Raw genomic sequence first — 19,081 nt, forward strand, 5'->3', positions numbered from 1 at the left:
TTGGCAAAACTAATCACCAAAAGAGCCACTGGAATCATCGGTAAATTATGTTGCTATAAACAGAGATATGTCGACTTACTCGCAAACATACTCAACAACGTTAAGACCAAAACCACCCAATGCGTGGTAACGCTTAGTGCTTGAAGAAAGCAGACGCATATCGTGAACACCTAGGTCTTGTAGAATCTGAGAACCGACACCAACACGACGCGAGGTACCTTGCTTCTTAGCCATGGTTGGCTGCTCGTTCTTATCTTGAGCTTCGAATGTCTTCACTTTGTGAATCAAAGAATCAGACGACTCTTCGTTGCCAAGAATAACCAACACACCGCCTTCGTCGCCAATGCGCTTCATCGCTTTATCTAGTGACCAGCTACGCTCTGTACCACGGTCTGAGTGAAGTAGATCGGTAAACGTGTCATGCAGGTGAACACGCACTAAAGGAGCGCCTACAGACAGGTCACCTTTTTGCATCGCGTAGTGGATCTGGTTATCAATCGTGTCACGGTAAGTCACAAGCTCAAAGTCACCAAACTCTGTTGGCAAATGACATTGTGCTACACGTTCAATCGTCGTTTCTGTGTTGTTGCGGTATTCAATCAAGTCAGCAATGGTGCCTAATTTGATATCGTGTTTTTCAGCGAAGACTTCAAGATCAGGGCGACGTGCCATGGTGCCGTCGTCATTTAGGATCTCAACGATAACAGATGCTGGCTCACAGCCTGCTAGACGAGCTAAATCACAGCCTGCTTCAGTGTGGCCTGCGCGTGTTAGAACACCACCTTCTTGAGCTGTCAGTGGGAAGATATGACCAGGTTGAACTAAGTCAGCCGCTTTCGCATCTTTTGCCACAGCCGCTTGAACGGTAACAGCGCGGTCTGACGCAGAAATACCCGTTGTTACGCCCTCAGCAGCTTCAATTGAAACCGTAAAGTTCGTCGTGTATTGAGCATTGTTGTCTTGAACCATAGGCGCTAGACCCATGCGATTTGAACGCTCTTTCGTCAACGTTAGGCAAATTAAGCCACGGCCATACATCGCCATGAAGTTAATCGCTTCTGGCGTGACATGTTCTGCTGCCATGATCAGATCGCCTTCATTCTCGCGATCTTCATCATCCATCAGGATAACCATTTTTCCTAGGCGAATGTCTTCAATAATTTCTTGAGGAGTACTAATTGGCATTGTTCTATATCCTTTGAAATGGTTCTGCTTCCTAGAACCGACACTATTTAAACCTGATGATATTGCTCGCTTTTACAAAGTGATGTTTCGTGCACTTTGTACCAACGGTTAGGCAAAACCATTCTGCTGTAAGAATTCCATCGTTAATCGAGATTCAGGCTCAGACTCTTGCTGCTGGCCTTGCAGTAGACGCTCCATATAACGCGCTAATACATCGACTTCTAGATTCACTTTACGACCAACATTGAATTGATCAATGGTGGTTTCTGAAGAGGTGTGAGGAACGATAGTCAACTTAAAGGCATTCTTGCGTAAATCGTTCACCGTCAGGCTAATACCATCAACAGTGACTGAACCTTTTTGAGCTACGTACTTTGAGATCTCTGCAGGCATTTCTACCCAGAACTCAATCGCACGACCGACTTGGTTACGCTCAACAATCTCACCCACGCCATCAACGTGACCCGATACAATATGACCACCGAAACGCGTAGTCGGTAGCATTGCTTTCTCTAGGTTGACCTTATCGCCAGCTTGGTAATCCACAAAACCCGTTTTTTTCAGGGTCTCAAGCGAAAGGTCTGCACTGTAGCTGTGGTCATTGAACTCAACGACCGTCAAACACACACCATTGGTTGCGATACTGTCGCCTAACTTAACGTCAGCCATATCAAGATTACCAACATTAACCGTTACGGTGATGTCTTCTCCGCGGGGAGTGATTGCACTCAATGTACCTACGGCTTCTACAATTCCTGTAAACATTTTAAAACTCTTTTGTTGTCAACGACACGTATGCAGTTGGAGTAACTATTTCTACTGTGGTTTCGTCACGATTTATTTCGCGACTATTGGTTAGCCGCAATTGGTTTCGCGACAGTAGGTTTCGTAACAATTGATTTCGCAATAATAGGTTTCGCGACGATGCGAATATCCACACCAACCTGTCGAACATCTTTAATTTCTAGGTCAATAACGTCAGACATTGAAGTGAGCCCTAATGCGCCCATCAAACCTCGTCCGTCACTGCCCATAAGTTTAGGTGCTAAATAGAGGATTAGCTCATCCACCAGCTGTTCTTCAATCAAGCTCTTGGCCAATGTCGCGCCCGCTTCGACCCAAATATGATCAATATGGTTCGCTGGCAATTGACGCATCAGATCGCGTAAATCGAGCTGACCTGCCTCTGTGGTTCCGACTTCAATATCAGCAGACGCTTCAGCGACTCTCAATACCGATGTTGGAGTTTGAAATAACTTGAGCTCAGGACGCAGTTGATTTTGACGATCAAGAATCACGCGAATCGGCTGACGCAGCTCGTCTTCAGCGTAATGATCTTTGATACTGCTTGGCAACTCTGCCCAGCGAACATTCAACGACGCGTTGTCTTCAATCACCGTCTGGCTAGTTGATAGCACAGCGCCTGATTTTGCTCGGTAGTTCTGGACATCACGACGCGCTTCTGGCGATGTGATCCACTGGCTTTGACCATTTTCCAATGCCGTTTGCCCATCAAGGCTAGCGGCCATCTTTAACTGAACGAATGGCATGCCCGTTTGCATACGCTTGATAAACGCAGGGTTCAAGTCGAGAGCATCTTGCTCTAATAAACCGATTTCAACCTCAATACCCGCATCGCGTAGCATTTTGATACCACGACCTGCAACTTTTGGGTTTGGGTCCTGCATGGCACAAATCACTTTGGCTACTTGAGCTTTAATCAAACCTTCCGCACAAGGTGGCGTTCGACCATAGTGCGAGCAAGGCTCTAGCGTGACATAAGCAGTCGCGCCTTTTGCCTTATCGCCAGCCATTCGCATGGCATGTACTTCAGCATGAGGTTCACCGGCTTTGGCGTGAAAACCTTCACCAACGATCTGACCGTCACTTTGTACGATAACACAGCCAACATTAGGGTTCGGGGCAGTGGTGTAAATGCCGCGTTTTGCTAACTGAATAGCACGCGACATCATTTGAAAATCTAGGGGAGTAAAGTTTGACATGATTGAGGAGTTAATCCTCTAATTTAGCGATTTCTTCGCCAAACTCTCGGATGTCTTCAAAGCTGCGGTAAACAGAGGCAAAACGAATATACGCCACTTTATCCAATTCTTTCAATTGGCCCATCACAAGGTTACCAATCATCTCGCTTGGTACTTCACGCTCACCAGTTGCACGGAGTTGTGACTTAATCGTACTGATAGCAAGTTCAATCGCATCAGCACTCACTGGGCGTTTTTCTAGGGCGCGCTGTACACCACCCACCATTTTATCTTCATTAAATGGTTCGCGGTTTCCATTCGACTTTATGACTTTAGGCATCACAAGTTCTGCCGATTCGAAAGTCGTAAAACGTTCACTACATGCAAGGCATTGACGGCGACGACGAACCTGATGGCCATCGGCTACCAGTCTTGAATCGATTACTTTAGTGTCGTTCTCTGAACAAAAAGGACAATGCATATCACCTCCAAATAATTGAATATCAGTGTAACGGAATTGCCAAACGTTAGGAAAGAAAAAGGGCCAATTAAGGCCCTTTTGTGTGGTGATTCATTGATTATTGCTACTCGATCGCCATTTCAAAAATGAGCTGAGGAGTAAAATTAACGACCAGCGTTAACCGCGAATCAAATAGTTCGCTTTACCTACCCATTTGTAGCTTGTCAGTTCTTCTAAACCCATTGGGCCGCGAGCGTGCAGCTTCTGGGTTGATACTGCGACTTCAGCGCCTAAACCAAACTGTGCGCCATCAGTGAAACGTGTTGATGCATTCACATAAACCGCCGCAGAACCAACAGAGTTAATGAAACGCTCTGAGCTCTCTAGACTATTAGTCATGATCGCATCTGAGTGACTCGCGTTGTGTACGCGCATGTGGTCAATCGCTTCTGCCACATCCGCTACCACTTTCACGCCTAACGTGTAGCTTAGCCATTCAGTGTCAAAGTCACCTTCAACCGCATCACGTTGGTCTTCAAAACCCGCTATCAGAGATTTTGCGCTAGTGTCAGCAACTAAGGTAACCTTGCCTGCTAAACGCTGTGTCAGCTTAGCAAGGAAAGCCTCAGCAACCGCTTCATGCACTAGCAATGTATCTAGCGAGTTACATGCAGATGGGCGTTGAACTTTTGAGTTTTCAACAACATCTACCGACTTTTCAAGGTCCGCACTTTCATCAACAAAGATGTGGCTGATACCAAAGCCGCCGATGATCACTGGGATGGTGCTGTTCTCTTTACACATCTTGTGTAAGCCAGCGCCGCCACGAGGAATAATCATATCCACATAGTCATCCAGTTTAAGCAGTTGAGAGACAAGTTCACGATCTGGCTTCTCGATGTACTGCACAGAAGCGGCAGGAAGCTCAGCTTTCTCTAATGCAGACTGGATAACTTTAACCAGTTCCATGTTCGAGAAGAACGTCTCTTTACCACCACGTAGAATGCTTGCGTTACCAGTTTTCAGACACAGTGCTGCAATATCGATAGTTACGTTTGGACGCGCTTCATAAATAACACCAACCACACCAAGTGGCACACGGCGGCGAGACAGTGACATACCGTTTTCCAGTACCTTGCTGTCAATCTCGCTGCCCACAGGGTCGTTAAGGCTAATTACGTTACGCACATCGTTAGCGATGCCGGTTAAGCGCTCTTCATTAAGAAGTAGACGATCAAGCAGTGCATCAGTTAGACCGGCTTCACGGCCTAATTCGATATCTTTTGCATTCGCTTCTAGAATCGTTGCAGCGTTTGCTTCTAGCTCATCAGCGATAATCGCCAATGCTTTATTCTTTTGCGCCGTTGATGCGGTCGCCAGGTGAAAAGCAGCGTCTTTTGCTGCGATACCCATGTTAGTTAAATCCACGTTTAACTCTCCCTAAATTCTGTCTGTCTTTGGATGTAAAAAGGCGATTCGCCTTATCATCACGAGATCACGAACTACTCTTGAATCACAACCAGGTCGTCACGGTGAATGACTTCTGACCCATAATCGTATCCAAGAATGTCGCCAATATCTTTACTGTGCTTGCCTGCAATTTTTGCTAGGTCTTGGCTTGAATAACTGGCGATACCACGCGCAATTACTTTGCCTTTACTGTCTGTGACTTGGGTGACTTCACCACGAGAGAATTCGCCTTTAACTCGAACAACCCCTTTGGCCAACAAGCTACTGCCTTTAGTGTTAACTGCGTTTACCGCTCCATCGTCGACTACGATGTCACCAGCAGAAGCCGGGCCTGCTAGAATCCAACGTTTACGGTTTTCAAGCGCTTCAGCTAAAGGCAAGAAACGTGTGCCTTGTGGGTTGTCACTCAATGAATCAAACACCACATTTTCAGCACTGCCTGCTGCAATAATCACTTCGATACCCGCACGACGAGCAATATCAGCCGCCTGCAGTTTTGTCGCCATGCCGCCGGTACCTAACGTAGTACCACTGCCACCTGCGATCTTACGCAGTGTGTCATCAATGGTTTTTACTTCTTTGATGAGCTCAGCATTTGGGTCTTTACGAGGGTCTGCCGTAAACAGGCCTTTTTGGTCGGTTAATAGCAAAAGCTTATCAGCGCCGCATAAAATACCAACCAGTGCCGACAAGTTATCGTTGTCACCCACTTTAATTTCATTGGTGGCTACTGCATCGTTTTCGTTTACTACCGGAATAATATCGTGCTCAACGAGCGCGTTGATCGTGTCACGTGCATTCAGAAAACGCTCGCGATCATCGAGATCAGCACGAGTCAGTAGCATCTGGCCAATTTTAAGGCCATAGATAGCAAACAAAGACTCCCAAACTTGAATCAACTGACTTTGCCCAACTGCCGCAAGCAATTGTTTGCTCGCCATCGAGTTGGGAAGTGCGGGGTAACCAAGGTGCTCACGTCCGGCTGCAATTGCACCAGACGAAACCATAACCACAGAGTGGCCTTGTTTTTTTAATTCAGCACATTGACGAACCAGCTCAACCATGTGAGCGCGGTCTAATGCCAATGTTCCACCAGTTAAGACACTGGTACCCAGTTTAACAACGACAGTTTTACTCTGTGTTGTTGTCCCGCTTTGATGATTTGTTGTCATGAAGTCTTTTATGAATAAAACAAATAAGAGGTGATGTTTTAGCAATCAACAAGAGAATTCACAAGTAGAAAAGGTGCGAAATCGCACCTTTTTGCTTTATAGAGAAGAGTAACCTTTAAAATCAGACGAATTCGACAGACTCTTCGTCTAACTGAACGCCGATTTCAAATTTCTTTTGAAGTTCGTCAACCAGCTTTTGGTGAAAGGCTTCTTGAGTTCGAGACACCTCAGCGACCGCCTTTTTAGGTAATGGCAAAGGATCCCAGTTACCATCGATGTTGTATTTACCCGTGTTGTACTTCGCCGAAAATCCTTCTTCCGACTTATCCAACTCTAGCCACCATCCCCAGAATTCACGCTCTTCTGGTGACTTTTTATCGTTCACACACACAGACAAGCAATCAAAAATGTAATGACCATCTTCTGATTGCGGTTCCCTCAAGTAAGGCCCAATAGCCTTTAAAACGTTTAACAAGCGATAATGCGTAGGTTGTTGTGTCACTTCTGACATATTGAATCTCCATTTCAATGTTAAGAATGACGTTACTCAGACTGCAATACGTAGAAAACACGCAGTTGGATTTTATAAATTTTCTCTGAGTATCAGGTACTTACTTTGTACACTTTTCATGCTTAACTAATTTCGGAGAAATGTCATCTAAATAATTCATCCTCAAGCCACTTTATCGCTAATTCGAGGGATTGCTCATACCCCTGTGTAATTGATTTGGTTTTGATTTTCTTCGCTTTGCCGTAATCACTGTAAATAGCAACCAGTTGATTATCCAGATGCGGTGAAACAGGGTCACCTTCCAAAGCCAATGCCAAAATAGGAACACTGGTTTTACTGTTAGCCAGCAAGCCTTGCACCTTCAATGACCAAGCCATCAGTTGCCCAGAAAGGCTATTGATATCCACTGCTCCTTTACCAAGACGCGAAGCCAATACGTCCAAGTGCATCTTAGGCATCTGCTTAAGTTTGTCCGCATGAACAAAGATATCGTGGATCGGTGCGCCAAGAGAGATACAGGCTTTGAGTTTGTGCTGCTCAAGGAAGGATAACCTCACCATCGCGTTACCACCGAATCGGAACCCAAACAGACCGACTTTATGATGGTCCACCCATGGAATGTTAGGCAGTTCATTCAGCACGGCTTGATGCAGGCAAGAAGAATCTTCCGTCAAAGGCCAATGCGAACTGTGCCCTATCGACGGCATATCAATCGTTAGCATCGCAATGTTTTTCGGTGCTAGGTAATCTCTAAACAAACGCCACATGTCAGTTTGCAGGCTATCTAAACCTGCACTCACGATCACGACAGGTTGTGGTTTATCTGTTTTGGTTAGATGTAAGTTCGCCTTAATCTTTTTGTTTTGATACGGCACTTCGATTTGTTTGACGATCAATTTAGTGTGTTTGATCGCTTCAGAATACGCCGCATTCGCTAATACCTGTGCTTGAGCAGCAAGGTTATCGTTCTTTAGATGTGGGTAGCCCGCAATGCTGAAACACAGCGATGCTGAAAATAACTCTTCAGCCATTTCTTCGCCGTTCTTTTCATTAGAACGATTCTGATGCTGCATACCTAGCTTGGTCCACTCGTATGCCCAGTTACCGCTGCGGTAACCCATCACGGTGTCTAGCCACTCATCAGTCGTGCGTGAATTGTCTGATGACGCAATGCGAGCCAATACCGCTTCTTGCTCAATTGGGTTAACGCCTTGCCATACCCACTGAAGACGTCTTAGGTTTCGATACCAAGATGAGTTCTGCTCTTCACGCTTTTTATCCAACAGTTCTTCTGAACTTGGCATGTAGCGAGTAAGCATTGAGGTCTCTTTGGCCTGCTTGTGCTTTACAAACAATGTTTCCGAAAGGTTCGAGCTCGTTTCTTCTGATTCAGACATTGGGATACTTAATAAGAAATGGTTGTTACTAATCATATAAAAAAAAATGACCCTATAAAGGGTCATTTCTCAAAAAACTAAGTTTACGCTTATTTTGACTTGCGATTTACTGGCTCAATGAAGCTTAAGCTAGTATCCCAAGGTTGCTCAATCCATGTGTCTTGAGCGATATCCACGATGTACTCGTCTAGTAAATGTGCACCAGATGGTTTTGCACAAACAGCAATCAGTTTCGCTTTAGGGTACATTTCGCGAAGCTTGCGTGCAGTGTCACCACTATCAACAAGATCTTCAACGATTAAGAAGCCTTCACCATCACCTTCAGGTGCTTTAACTACAGTCATATCGCGCTGGTGATCGTGGTCGTAGCTAGAAATACAAATCGTATCTACGTGACGAATACCTAGCTCACGAGCCAAGATTGCACCAGGAACCAAACCACCACGGCTTACCGCCCAGATGCCTTTCCACTGCTCTGCTGGCATTTGCTTTTCAGCAAGTTGACGGCAGTAAGTCTGCATGTTGTCCCAAGTGATAATGAATTTGTTGCTCATAGTATAAAACCTAATAATTTTGTCATGTTATTAGAGGCTATTTCAAACATAGCCTCTTCAGCGATTAAGCAGAAATCTAGACGATTAAGCGAAAATGTATTTAAGAATAAAGATAACGGACATTACCCATACCGCAGGTGAAACGTCGCGACCTTTACCACTTAGCAGCTTAATTGCAGCGTAAGCGATGAAACCTAGTGAGATACCCTCAGCGATAGAGTACGTCAGCGGCATAAGCAGACATGTTACCACGACTGGTGCGGCTTCCGTAAGATCACGCCAATCAATGCCAACTAGTCCAGACATCATCAGAATTGCTACATAGAAAAGTGCACCTGATGTTGCGTAAGCCGGAATCATACCTGCAAGTGGCGAGAAGAAAAGAGCCAGTAGGAATAAGATACCAACAACAACAGCAGTTAGACCTGTACGACCGCCTTCAGCAACACCCGCAACACTCTCAACATAAGAAGTTGTGTTTGATGTACCTAGCAATGCACCAATAGATGTTGCTGTAGAGTCAGCAAGCAGTGCTTTGTTCAAGCGCGGTAGTTTACCGTCTTCTTTGATTAGGTTTGCTTTCGTTGCAACACCAACCAGAGTACCCGCTGTATCGAACAAATCGACGAACAAGAATGCGAATACAACTGAAATCATACCGATTTCAAATACAGCAGAAAAATCAAGCTGCATGAATGTAGGTGCAAGGCTTGGTGGTGTCGACATGATGCCGCCGTATTGAACGTCACCGATCGCAATACCAATCGCTGTGATAGCGAGAATCGCGATCATTACTGCGCCTTTCACACCACGGTGAACAAGAGCAATAGTAATGAAGAAACCAAGCGCGCCTAAGATAGGAGCAATCGCGGTAATGTCACCCAGTGAAACTTTAGTCGCTGGGTTAGAAACAACGATGCCTGCATTGCTAAGCGCGATAAACGCTAGGAAAAGGCCGATACCAGCAGAGATACCAACACGCAGAGACATAGGGATCGAGTTGATAATCCATTCACGAATCTTAAAGATACTTAAGAAGATGAAGATCACGCCTGATACGAAAACCGCTGCTAGAGCAACTTGCCATGTATAACCCATACCCATTACAACAGCGTAGGTAAAGAATGCGTTCAAACCCATGCCTGGAGCTTGAGCAATTGGGTAGTTAGCAACAAAGCCCATGATGAAACAGCCAATAGCAGCCGCTAAACAGGTTGCTACAAATACAGCGCCATGGTCCATACCAGCATCAGCTAGAATCATTGGGTTTACAAAAATAATGTAAGCCATTGTTAGGAAGGTTGTTAGACCTGCGATGATTTCAGTGCGCACATTGGTGCCATTTTCACTGAGTTTGAATAGCTTTTCGAACATTATCGAATCCTATAAGGGTAAAAAGTAAACGGTTGCGTAAACGATTGGCTGTGGATTATAAAGTTATCAAATAACAAATTCCAGATAGAATTAAGGCTCTAATCGATATTTATCAGAATGCCGTATGAAACAAAGCGATTAAAAACGAGAAATAACAAAAATAATAATGATTAAAAACAATAGTTTAATCAAAATAAAGGCGATGAGATTACTTGGTTATTTTTTCAACCATCGGTTATTTCCATTGAGAATGTAGCCATCATATTCTCAATTTAAACCCACAAGAGTTGTGTATTTTTCAACAGGATCAGTAATAAGACGCAAATTGACATTTTGGCGTTTAAAAAACAACCACTCAGAACAGCAAAGAAAGTGACAAGCGAAAGCGGTTTGGAAAAGTAGCAGGCAAAAAAACGCCACTCAAAACTGAGTGGCGGTAGAATCTGTCAACCAAAAGGGCTGTAAAAGAATTCCAATATATAGGGGTGAACAAAACTGTTCGAGTTACATGCTTACGGTATTAGTAACCAAAGCTTGTAGGGTATGCAAAGTTGCTAGTGTAAACAGAGCTGTTAATCCAGAACATTGCAGATGGTAAACCTTTCATAACTATCACCTTAATAAATCAATAAAAAACGAATTTGATTTCTCGGTTCCTTGGAGGCGATAAAACGGACTCATCCTTTGAGCATTTACTCTTCATCTCAGAAGTTGGTTATTAATATACCCTAAAGAAAAAAGATTACAAGTATTTTTTGCTATACGTCACACTTTCGGCCAATTATGGTTATTTTTAAAACCTATTTCTGTAATTAAATTACAGAATAGAATTAAACAAACGTTTGCCTGCGCCATTTATAAGCATCAAGTCTCTTAATTATGATCAGGTGGACAAGATCGCTTTCAAAATTTGAGGTATTTGAGGTTTATAACCGCTACTCGTCAAAACGCTCAAGTGGTATGCTGTTGCCATCAAAACAGACCCATATTTTAGATTTTTATTCTAAGTTTTTACCTATAGAAATCCTAAATATATGGTTATCAAATAAAAAAGGAGTCATCCGTGTCTGAATTCCATTCTGAGATCAGTAAATTGTCCCCTGCCCCTATTTGGCAGTTTTTCGATAAAATTTGTTCAATCCCGCACCCTTCGAAACATGAAGAGGAGCTTGCTCAAAACATTATTGCGTGGGCAACAGAGCAAGGCCTAGATGTACGTCGCGACCCAACAGGCAACGTATTCATCAAAAAGCCAGCAACGCCGGGTATGGAAAACAAAAAAGGTGTCGTGCTACAAGCTCACATCGATATGGTTCCACAAAAGAACGAAGACACTGATCACGACTTTACAAAAGATCCAATCCAACCATACATCGATGGCGAATGGGTTACAGCAAAAGGCACAACGCTTGGTGCTGATAACGGCATGGGCATGGCTTCTTGCTTAGCAGTTCTTGCTTCGAACGAAATCCAACACGGTCCTATCGAAGTTCTACTCACTGTAGATGAAGAAGCAGGCATGACTGGTGCGTTCGGTCTTGAAGCCGGTTGGTTAGAAGGTGATATCCTTCTTAATACTGACTCAGAGCAAGAAGGCGAAGTGTACATGGGTTGTGCGGGCGGTATCGACGGCGCAATGACATTTGAAATTGCACGTAATGCGATTCCAGCTGACTTCGTAACACGCAAGCTAACGCTAAAAGGCCTAAAAGGCGGTCACTCTGGTTGTGACATCCACACCGGTCGTGCAAACGCAAACAAACTGATTGCTCGCTTCCTAGCGGGTCACGCAAAAGAGCTAGACCTTCGCATCGTAGAATTCAAAGGTGGTAGCCTTCGTAATGCGATCCCTCGTGAAGGTTTCGTAACGGTTGCGGTTCCTGCTGTAAACCAAGAAAAACTGGCTTCGCTATACAACTACTACACAGAGCTGCTTTCAACAGAGCTAGGTAAAGTTGAAGACAGCATCGTGACCTTCAACGAAGAAGCTTCAGTTGAAATGGGCACACTAGCATCAGCAGACCAAGCTCGCTTTATCGCGGCACTTAACGCATGTCCAAATGGCGTGATTCGTATGAGTGACGAGATTGAAGGTGTTGTTGAAACGTCTCTAAACGTAGGTGTTATCACAACGGAAGAAAATTCAATCACAGTACTTTGCTTGATCCGTTCTCTTATCGACTCTGGTCGTAGCCAAGTAGAAAGTATGCTTCACTCTGTTGCTGAACTAGCAGGCGCTAACATCGCGTTCTCTGGTGCTTACCCAGGTTGGAAACCAGACGCAGATTCAGAGATCATGCATATCTTCCGCGACATGTACGAAGGCATCTACGGTCACAAGCCAAACATTATGGTTATCCATGCTGGCCTTGAGTGTGGTCTGTTCAAAGAACCTTATCCGAACATGGATATGGTTTCTTTCGGCCCAACGATCAAGTTCCCACACTCTCCTGATGAGAAAGTGAAGATCGATACTGTTGAATTGTTTTGGAACCAAATGGTTGCATTACTTGCTGCGATCCCAGAAAAAGCATAAATCGATTAGCTATGTGTTTTTCAGTAAATGGTGTTTTCCAATAAATGAGCTCTTCAATAAATAGCACTTTTCAGTAAACACCGTTTATTAAGAACAAAATAAAACAGGTACTCAATGAGTACCTGTTTTTGTATCTAATCTTTGTCACTGCTACTTGTGACTAAATAATTAAGCGCGTGAAGCCGCGTAGCTTTCTAGCTCATCAATTGAAGTTTGTGCCACGACTTCGCCGTCGATGAAGTACGTCACCATCTCGCCATCACGAACACCGATTAACGTCGCACGCTCACCAGACTGGTAAGTGATGTCCATTTGGATAGTGTTTTCGTCGATCTGCTGCATTTGACCTTTCTCAATCATATCGGCACTCGTGATCGGGCCTACTGGCGCTTCAGTCAGTGACTTATCAAGCTGATCGTTGATATCAAGGTAAGTATCAGTCTTAGTATCAAAGATGTGCGGAGCACCTGTTAGTGGGTTGCTACCCGTCCAGAACTCTAGTGAGTTGAATACCAAGTAATCCGCAGCAACAGTTAAACCGTAAGCTGGAGCTAACAGAATGTTAAGACCACCACGAGCGTAACGGTTATCAACAGCCTTCACGTTAAACTTCATTAAGTAACCTGTAACTGCGTTGCTACCAACACAACCAGATAGAGCGATAGAAACCACCGCCAGTGCAACGATCTTAGTAATTGTTTTTTTCATTTTTATCTCAATATATGAATTTGGCCGCCAAAAAATGGCGATGGATGATAACAGCCCTCACATCCAGAATTATCAGATTAAAATCAATAAATTGTCAGGAAAATCACAAATAAAAGCCCCCTCAGTTATCGTAAATAAAAAATAGAAACCAATTCCAAAGCCCCTCCATAAAAAAGTTTTGTCGTCACCGTAAAGCGATTGATTCGTACTAAAAATCAACGATTGCTACATTCCGTGTTAATGAATTATCACTATGTTGAGAACAACCTAAATGGCAAGACTAAAACCTAATCAACCATTCGAATTACTTGGTTATACTGTTCAGCCAGGACAACGAAAAGAGATTGAACTGCAAGCGGCTCAGCTTTACACGCACTCTCCACTTTCGATCCCGATTGAGATCATCCACGGTCGCCAAGCAGGCCCAACACTAATGGTAAACGCTGCTATCCACGGTGATGAGTTAAACGGTGTTGAGATTGCACGACAGTTAACGAACGCAATTGAACCCAATAAACTAAAAGGGACATTAATTGTTGTGCCGATCGTTAACGTGTTTGGCTTCATTCATAAGTCTCGTTACCTACCAGACCGTCGCGACCTAAACCGTTGCTTCCCTGGCAGTGAGAAAGGATCACTGACATCACGTATCGCACACACTTTCTTTGAAAATGTAGCGAAGCACTGTGATTACATTCTGGATCTTCACACGGGTGCGATTCACCGTACGAACCTGCCACAAATTCGTGCAAACTTGTCTAACCCAGAAACACTACGTATTGCGAAAGCGTTCGCAACACCAGTCATCATTGATTCACCTCTGCGTGATGGTTCACTGCGTAGCGAAGCCGAGAAGCTTGGCATTCCGGTGTTAACGTACGAAGGTGGTGAGGCTCTGCGTTTTGATCATTTAGCGATTCGTGCAGGCTACCTCGGTGTTCATCAAGTAATGAAAGAAATTGGCATGCTGCGTCCAAACCGCAAAAAGCTACCTGAACCCGTGCTCAGTAAATCAACCAGTTGGATCCGCGCTGAATCAGACGGTATCTTGCGTAATATGGTAAGACTTGGCGAACAAGTGGAAGCCGGACAAACTTTGGCTTACATCAGCTCTCCTCTAGGGCACGAAGAAGGGCAAGTGATCACGACTAAAGGTGGTATCGTGATTGGTCAGCAAACGCTGCCTCTGGTGAATGAAGGTGATGCGGTGTTCCACATTGCTTACTTCAAACAAGACGATGAAGAAGTAGGCCAATCCGTAGAAAGCTACATTGAAGAAGTAGCAGAAGACGATTGGTTAACCGCGCTGAACAACTGATTAAAGCTTGATAGCTCGACGTTAAAAGCGACAAATCAAAACCGTCGCTCTTAGGCAAAATAGAAACGAACTCCACAAACGAAAAAGCCCCAATATAGGTGACTATATTGGGGCTTTTTTTATAAGTCCCTTATCTTAAAATTAAGGGACCTATAAGTTAATCGTGCACCGAATTACTCAGCGTCTTCTTGCTCTTCTTCACGAGCTTTTGCGCGTGCTTCACGTGCTTGCTCAGCTTTAAGCTCTTTAGTGTGACGTAGGTCGTCACGCTCTTTACGCTGTTCTGATTTACGCTCGTTACGTTCAGCTTGGTTTGAGATGAAAGATGCTAGTTCTTTCTCAGCCCACTCTTGTGCTAGAGCTTCAGTTTCAAAATCAGATTGACGCTTAGATACTGTCGTGCTGCGAGACGTTACTTGACGAGTAATTTCTGCACACCAACCGCTGCGTTTTTCTGTAAGGCGGATATCAAATTTTTTGTTCTTAGACATGTTCTATATTTTCCTAAGGGAGATCATTAAGGGATCGGTCACTTTGATAACTCCATCTAAGTGAGCATCTTTTAACACCATCCCTTGGTAAGCGCGGTATTAGAGCACAAATCAATGAATATTGCTGCAAATATTTGCAGCGGATCACACTCTAATGCTGCAAATCGTTTGCGCCTGATTTCAATGGGTTCGTAACTCTCGATTCGCCACCAATTTACGCCCAGTTTTATCGGCCACAACGAAATAGACTATGCTCAAACAAAGATAAAAAACGAGATAGCTTATGTACTCGGATCTCGCCATCAAAACATCTCACCTACTCCGCCCATAATTACAATAGCTAAGGAGTTGCTATGGATAGCTTTATCAAAAACTTACCTAAAGTTGAGCTGCACTTGCATATTGAAGGCTCGCTAGAACCTGAACTAATGTTCAAACTCGCCAAGCGTAATAACATTTCAATTCCCTTTGAAAACCCAGACCAAGTAAGAGACGCATACCAATTCCACAATCTTCAATCCTTTCTCGATATCTATTACCAAGGCGCTAACGTACTGATTAATGAACAAGACTTCTATGACCTAACTTGGGCTTACCTCCTGAAATGCCAGCAAGACAACGTAATTCATACCGAGATATTTTTTGACCCGCAGACTCATACCGAACGTGGGGTAGCTTTTGAAACCGTTGTTAGTGGTATCAGTCATGCTTTGCAACAGGCCGAACACGAACTCGATATTACTAGTCAACTCATCATGTGCTTTCTTCGACATCTTGATGAAGAGAGTGCTTTTGAAACACTAAAACAAGCGCTTCCCTTCAAAGACAAAATTATAGGTGTCGGACTTGATTCATCAGAGCAAGGCAACCCACCAGAGAAGTTTAAACACGTATTTCAAGAGGCCATCAATCAAGGGTTCTTGGCCGTTGCACATGCCGGAGAAGAAGGGCCAGCACAAAACATTATCGATGCATTAAGTCTGTTAGGCATTACTCGTATTGATCATGGCGTTCGCTGTATCGACGATGACGCGTTAATGGAAAAGTTAGCCGCGAAGCGTATCCCTTTGACCGTTTGCCCGTTGTCGAATACAAAGCTCAAGGTCTTCGACACCATGCAAGAGCACAACATCGTCGAGTTGCTGAGAAAAGGGTTGTGCGTCACCATCAATTCCGATGATCCGGCTTACTTCGGCGGCTATATGAATGATAACTTCTTCGCCGTCGCCAATGCTCATCCACTGACTAAAAACGAATTAGCGCAATTCAGTATTAATGCTGTCGAAGCGAGTTTCATCTCGCCTCACGCCAAAGAAGATCTCATTGCACAGGTACGTCAATATCTTGCTGCGAATACTTAATGAGTTATCAAGATCAAAAAGGGAAGCTCAGAGCTTCCCTTTTAGTATGAGTTGATAACCCATTGGCTTAGCCTGGGTGACCATCCACTCTTGGCGTTAAAAGCATCATGCCGAACTTCCAGATAAACAACCCGAATGCTAGCGTCCATAAACCCGCGCTGATGTTCACCATCTCAAATAAATACGCAGGGAAGAAAGTCACACCTACGCTGCGAACCAAAGCCGCGACAAAAATAGCCGAGAACGCTAACGCCATACTTGGCCCTTTATAGATAGCACGACCGGTATGCCCCATTGTCACGCGCGTAATCATCGCAAGAATTAATCCACTCAAACCGCCAATCGCAAACAAGTGCAGCATGTTGTGGCTCGCGAACGGGTTGTCTAATAAACCACGTAGCAGCAAGCTTAAAGGGATGCATAGGTAAGCCGCATGCAGCGACCACACCAAGGGTTCAGATAACGTAGTCCAAGGCTTCCAGCGGATAAAGCGCACCAACTGAGTCACACCTGCAAATACCATCAACTCATTGCCGACTTGAGCAAAGGTCAATGGGAAGAAGCTCAATACAAATAAGCCAACCAAAGGTAGATTCGCTAACCATTCTAACCAAACCAGTGGTTGTGCTTTTTCAAAATCGAAGCGACGTGCCGTGAAGAACGGAATAACTCGCCCACCCATCACTGATAGCAGCAAGGTAAACCACCATAACATTGCGTGCCATACTGCAGACGATGGGAATGGAGGCATACCTTTAACGGTCGCGTAACTAGCAAAGTTCGCCACGATAGCCAATATAAACAGCGGCACAAAGAATAGATTCTTCCAGCCTTTCGATTTAACAACTCGGAAACCAATTTCGTAAGCGGCGAAGATTAAGAACAACGCCTCAACCGATGAGATCAGCCATAACGGTGCGGGGGTCCAAAACAGAATACGAGGTGCCAACCACAAACCAACCAGTCCGGCTAATCGATAGTGTTTGGTTCCATTGACGCCCGTCCACGTTTGCACCGCAGTTAACACAAAACCGACCACAATCGCCATGGCAAAGCCAAACAGCATTTCATGTACGTGCCACCAAAGCGCCGGTACTTTTAGCATTTCTGGCTGGCCGTTTTGGAACATGATGACCCAAGCTACAATCGCGATCACAGCATAGAGACTGCCTAAAAAGAAGAAAGGTCTAAAACCTAATCGAAGATATGCAGGAATCGCATCTTCTACACTTTTATCTGTGATATTTAACAAACTCGTTCCTCATTTCAGATAACAAGCCAAAAGTGGCTTCTGGGAATTGCTATTTCATAGTCAAATTCATGATGCAGTAATCATCACTGCAATATTGCCTAACGTAATGCATGAAACGCGCCAAAGATATAAAGCCAATAAAAACAAGCAACAAGGAGTCTTTAAGCTTCAAAAAAGTGTCAATAAAACACACCCCATAAAGTCATTTAGACTCATGAGTGTGTAAAATAAAAACTACTGACATTTGATGAAGCCAAACATATAGTAAGACTAGTCTCAAATACAAAAGAACAGACAGGGAACGCGATGTATATTTTTGGTTATGGTAGCTTGATCAACTCCTCTTCTCGTCAACTCACAGGTCAAACAGGACAAGCGATTCCTGCGATAGTGCATGGCCTAGTTCGTCACTGGAGTAAGATCGATGACAGCTATGTTTTGTCACCTTTGATCGTAAATCTCGGTGAGGGAGAAGTGAATGGAGTTTTACTTGAAGTGGATGATATTGCGCTGACTGAGTTTGATCGCCGTGAGCGTGGTTATCACCGAATCGAATTAAAGGCCTCTCAGATAGAAAGCCAAAATGAGTTTAAACAGGATCAATCGATCTGGGTTTACATCAAAGACGAGATTGAAGCACCTTGCGAAAACAGCCCTATCGTTCAAACCTATGTCGATACGGTCTTAGCAGGATGTTTAGAAGTGTCTGAAAGCTTTGCGGCGCACTTTGTTCAACATACACAAGGTTGGCATCACCCATTAGAAAATGATCGTCACCAGCCTAAATACGGCAATCTTGCTGGGGTTTCAGATCACCACCACAGTGTGATTGATGGCTTGATACTGACTGTTCGCAGCTAGTTGATTTAGGTTGGTGAGCTCGATCGCTCTCCAACCTAAAATGATCTTAAACGACACGAATACCTGCAGGCATCGCACGTTCCGGTGTCAGCAATACACTTTCAGATTCATCTTCCGTTTCGGCACATAACAACATGCACTCAGAAGTGTGGCCTCTCATCTTCGCCTTCGCTAGATTACACAAAACAACAACCTGCTTACCCATCAACTCTTCTTCGGTGTAGTAAGGCACTAGGCTGGTCACCGTTTGTAACGTCTTCTCACCGATATCCACTTGCACGATGTACAGCTTGTCTGCGTTTTCATGACGCACAACCTCAATGATCTTACCGACACGCATTTCTAACTTAGCAAAGTCACCATAAGAGACAGTATCCATTTCTCACTTCCTATATTGATTTATTTTCACCCATTAAATCATTTACTAAAATTAAGTAAAATGTAAATGT

Annotated in this window: 18 protein-coding genes; 4 read left to right on the forward strand and 14 right to left on the reverse strand. The window is 44.2% G+C overall.

Annotated features, from left to right (window positions below; all coding sequences use genetic code 11):
• Window positions 1-75: 75 nt before the first annotated feature.
• The 10 genes from ribBA to L3V33_RS10745 form a co-directional block, all read right to left on the reverse strand.
• Entirely contained in the window at window positions 76-1,185 is a 1,110-nt protein-coding gene (ribBA, locus tag L3V33_RS10700) for a bifunctional 3,4-dihydroxy-2-butanone-4-phosphate synthase/GTP cyclohydrolase II (RefSeq protein ID WP_004734397.1), read from the reverse strand.
• A gap of 108 nt (window positions 1,186-1,293) precedes the next feature.
• On the reverse strand, window positions 1,294-1,950 hold the full coding sequence (locus tag L3V33_RS10705) for a riboflavin synthase (protein WP_102291179.1): 657 nt from the start codon (window positions 1,948-1,950) through the stop codon (window positions 1,294-1,296).
• Between the two features lie 83 nt (window positions 1,951-2,033).
• A complete protein-coding gene (gene ribD / locus L3V33_RS10710) occupies window positions 2,034-3,158 on the reverse strand; it encodes a bifunctional diaminohydroxyphosphoribosylaminopyrimidine deaminase/5-amino-6-(5-phosphoribosylamino)uracil reductase RibD (protein ID WP_237290356.1) in 1,125 nt (374 codons plus the stop codon).
• A 40-nt stretch (window positions 3,159-3,198) separates the two neighbouring features.
• Entirely contained in the window at window positions 3,199-3,648 is a 450-nt protein-coding gene (gene nrdR, locus L3V33_RS10715) for a transcriptional regulator NrdR (RefSeq protein ID WP_004734394.1), read from the reverse strand.
• A gap of 156 nt (window positions 3,649-3,804) precedes the next feature.
• On the reverse strand, window positions 3,805-5,055 hold the full coding sequence (locus tag L3V33_RS10720; protein WP_237290357.1) for a glutamate-5-semialdehyde dehydrogenase: 1,251 nt from the start codon (window positions 5,053-5,055) through the stop codon (window positions 3,805-3,807).
• A 74-nt stretch (window positions 5,056-5,129) separates the two neighbouring features.
• Window positions 5,130-6,269 (reverse strand): glutamate 5-kinase, encoded by a 1,140-nt coding sequence (gene proB / locus L3V33_RS10725; RefSeq protein ID WP_032498927.1) that lies wholly within the window; start codon window positions 6,267-6,269, stop codon window positions 5,130-5,132.
• A gap of 121 nt (window positions 6,270-6,390) precedes the next feature.
• Entirely contained in the window at window positions 6,391-6,780 is a 390-nt protein-coding gene (gene crl / locus L3V33_RS10730) for a sigma factor-binding protein Crl (protein WP_004734391.1), read from the reverse strand.
• 143 nt (window positions 6,781-6,923) lie between these two features.
• Window positions 6,924-8,177 (reverse strand): esterase FrsA, encoded by a 1,254-nt coding sequence (frsA, locus tag L3V33_RS10735; RefSeq protein WP_026012376.1) that lies wholly within the window; start codon window positions 8,175-8,177, stop codon window positions 6,924-6,926.
• Between the two features lie 89 nt (window positions 8,178-8,266).
• Window positions 8,267-8,731, reverse strand: coding sequence for an oxytetracycline resistance phosphoribosyltransferase domain-containing protein Tet(34) (gene tet(34) / locus L3V33_RS10740; protein WP_017076234.1), 465 nt, complete (start codon window positions 8,729-8,731; stop codon window positions 8,267-8,269).
• A gap of 84 nt (window positions 8,732-8,815) precedes the next feature.
• Entirely contained in the window at window positions 8,816-10,105 is a 1,290-nt protein-coding gene (locus L3V33_RS10745) for an NCS2 family permease (RefSeq protein ID WP_004734411.1), read from the reverse strand.
• A gap of 1,063 nt (window positions 10,106-11,168) precedes the next feature.
• On the opposite strand from L3V33_RS10745, the gene L3V33_RS10750 reads away from it, so the two are divergent.
• On the forward strand, window positions 11,169-12,641 hold the full coding sequence (locus tag L3V33_RS10750) for an aminoacyl-histidine dipeptidase (RefSeq protein WP_237290358.1): 1,473 nt from the start codon (window positions 11,169-11,171) through the stop codon (window positions 12,639-12,641).
• A gap of 168 nt (window positions 12,642-12,809) precedes the next feature.
• Here L3V33_RS10750 and L3V33_RS10755 read toward each other — a convergent pair whose 3' ends face one another.
• On the reverse strand, window positions 12,810-13,349 hold the full coding sequence (locus L3V33_RS10755; protein ID WP_237290359.1) for a DUF3332 domain-containing protein: 540 nt from the start codon (window positions 13,347-13,349) through the stop codon (window positions 12,810-12,812).
• 271 nt (window positions 13,350-13,620) lie between these two features.
• Here L3V33_RS10755 and L3V33_RS10760 point away from each other — a divergent pair, with 271 nt between their 5' ends.
• Window positions 13,621-14,667 carry a succinylglutamate desuccinylase/aspartoacylase family protein gene (locus L3V33_RS10760; protein ID WP_017076238.1) on the forward strand — a complete coding sequence of 349 codons (1,047 nt, stop codon included), beginning with the start codon at window positions 13,621-13,623 and terminating at the stop codon, window positions 14,665-14,667.
• Between the two features lie 173 nt (window positions 14,668-14,840).
• Here the strand turns inward: L3V33_RS10760 and L3V33_RS10765 are convergent, their stop codons facing one another.
• Window positions 14,841-15,158, reverse strand: coding sequence for a DUF3622 domain-containing protein (locus tag L3V33_RS10765; protein ID WP_017076239.1), 318 nt, complete (start codon window positions 15,156-15,158; stop codon window positions 14,841-14,843).
• A gap of 353 nt (window positions 15,159-15,511) precedes the next feature.
• On the opposite strand from L3V33_RS10765, the gene L3V33_RS10770 reads away from it, so the two are divergent.
• Window positions 15,512-16,519 carry an adenosine deaminase gene (locus L3V33_RS10770; protein ID WP_237290360.1) on the forward strand — a complete coding sequence of 336 codons (1,008 nt, stop codon included), beginning with the start codon at window positions 15,512-15,514 and terminating at the stop codon, window positions 16,517-16,519.
• Between the two features lie 67 nt (window positions 16,520-16,586).
• On the opposite strand, the gene L3V33_RS10775 is transcribed toward L3V33_RS10770, so the two are convergent.
• Window positions 16,587-17,771, reverse strand: coding sequence for an NnrS family protein (locus L3V33_RS10775; protein WP_065606090.1), 1,185 nt, complete (start codon window positions 17,769-17,771; stop codon window positions 16,587-16,589).
• Window positions 17,772-18,077: 306 nt separating this feature from the next.
• On the opposite strand from L3V33_RS10775, the gene L3V33_RS10780 reads away from it, so the two are divergent.
• Complete coding sequence (locus tag L3V33_RS10780) at window positions 18,078-18,632, forward strand: gamma-glutamylcyclotransferase family protein (protein WP_237290361.1); 555 nt, start codon at window positions 18,078-18,080, stop codon at window positions 18,630-18,632.
• A 46-nt stretch (window positions 18,633-18,678) separates the two neighbouring features.
• Here L3V33_RS10780 and L3V33_RS10785 read toward each other — a convergent pair whose 3' ends face one another.
• Window positions 18,679-19,011 (reverse strand): tRNA-binding protein, encoded by a 333-nt coding sequence (locus tag L3V33_RS10785; protein WP_004734420.1) that lies wholly within the window; start codon window positions 19,009-19,011, stop codon window positions 18,679-18,681.
• Between the last annotated feature and the right edge of the window lie 70 nt (window positions 19,012-19,081).

The organism is Vibrio sp. A2-1 (assembly GCF_021728355.1).
GTDB classification, from domain to species: Bacteria; Pseudomonadota; Gammaproteobacteria; order Enterobacterales; family Vibrionaceae; genus Vibrio; species Vibrio splendidus_K.

Excerpts from the sequence above, each read along its gene's own strand:
- ribBA (WP_004734397.1), bottom strand. The coding sequence starts at position 1,185 with ATGCCAATTAGTACTCCTCAAGAAATTATTGAAGACATTCGCCTAGGA.
- L3V33_RS10705 (WP_102291179.1), bottom strand. The coding sequence starts at position 1,950 with ATGTTTACAGGAATTGTAGAAGCCGTAGGTACATTGAGTGCAATCACT.
- ribD (WP_237290356.1), bottom strand. The coding sequence starts at position 3,158 with ATGATGTCGCGTGCTATTCAGTTAGCAAAACGCGGCATTTACACCACT.
- nrdR (WP_004734394.1), bottom strand. The coding sequence starts at position 3,648 with ATGCATTGTCCTTTTTGTTCAGAGAACGACACTAAAGTAATCGATTCA.
- proB (WP_032498927.1), bottom strand. The coding sequence starts at position 6,269 with ATGACAACAAATCATCAAAGCGGGACAACAACACAGAGTAAAACTGTC.
- crl (WP_004734391.1), bottom strand. The coding sequence starts at position 6,780 with ATGTCAGAAGTGACACAACAACCTACGCATTATCGCTTGTTAAACGTT.
- frsA (WP_026012376.1), bottom strand. The coding sequence starts at position 8,177 with ATGTCTGAATCAGAAGAAACGAGCTCGAACCTTTCGGAAACATTGTTT.
- L3V33_RS10745 (WP_004734411.1), bottom strand. The coding sequence starts at position 10,105 with ATGTTCGAAAAGCTATTCAAACTCAGTGAAAATGGCACCAATGTGCGC.
- L3V33_RS10755 (WP_237290359.1), bottom strand. The coding sequence starts at position 13,349 with ATGAAAAAAACAATTACTAAGATCGTTGCACTGGCGGTGGTTTCTATC.
- L3V33_RS10760 (WP_017076238.1), top strand. The coding sequence starts at position 13,621 with ATGGCAAGACTAAAACCTAATCAACCATTCGAATTACTTGGTTATACT.
- L3V33_RS10765 (WP_017076239.1), bottom strand. The coding sequence starts at position 15,158 with ATGTCTAAGAACAAAAAATTTGATATCCGCCTTACAGAAAAACGCAGC.
- L3V33_RS10770 (WP_237290360.1), top strand. The coding sequence starts at position 15,512 with ATGGATAGCTTTATCAAAAACTTACCTAAAGTTGAGCTGCACTTGCAT.
- L3V33_RS10780 (WP_237290361.1), top strand. The coding sequence starts at position 18,078 with ATGTATATTTTTGGTTATGGTAGCTTGATCAACTCCTCTTCTCGTCAA.
- L3V33_RS10785 (WP_004734420.1), bottom strand. The coding sequence starts at position 19,011 with ATGGATACTGTCTCTTATGGTGACTTTGCTAAGTTAGAAATGCGTGTC.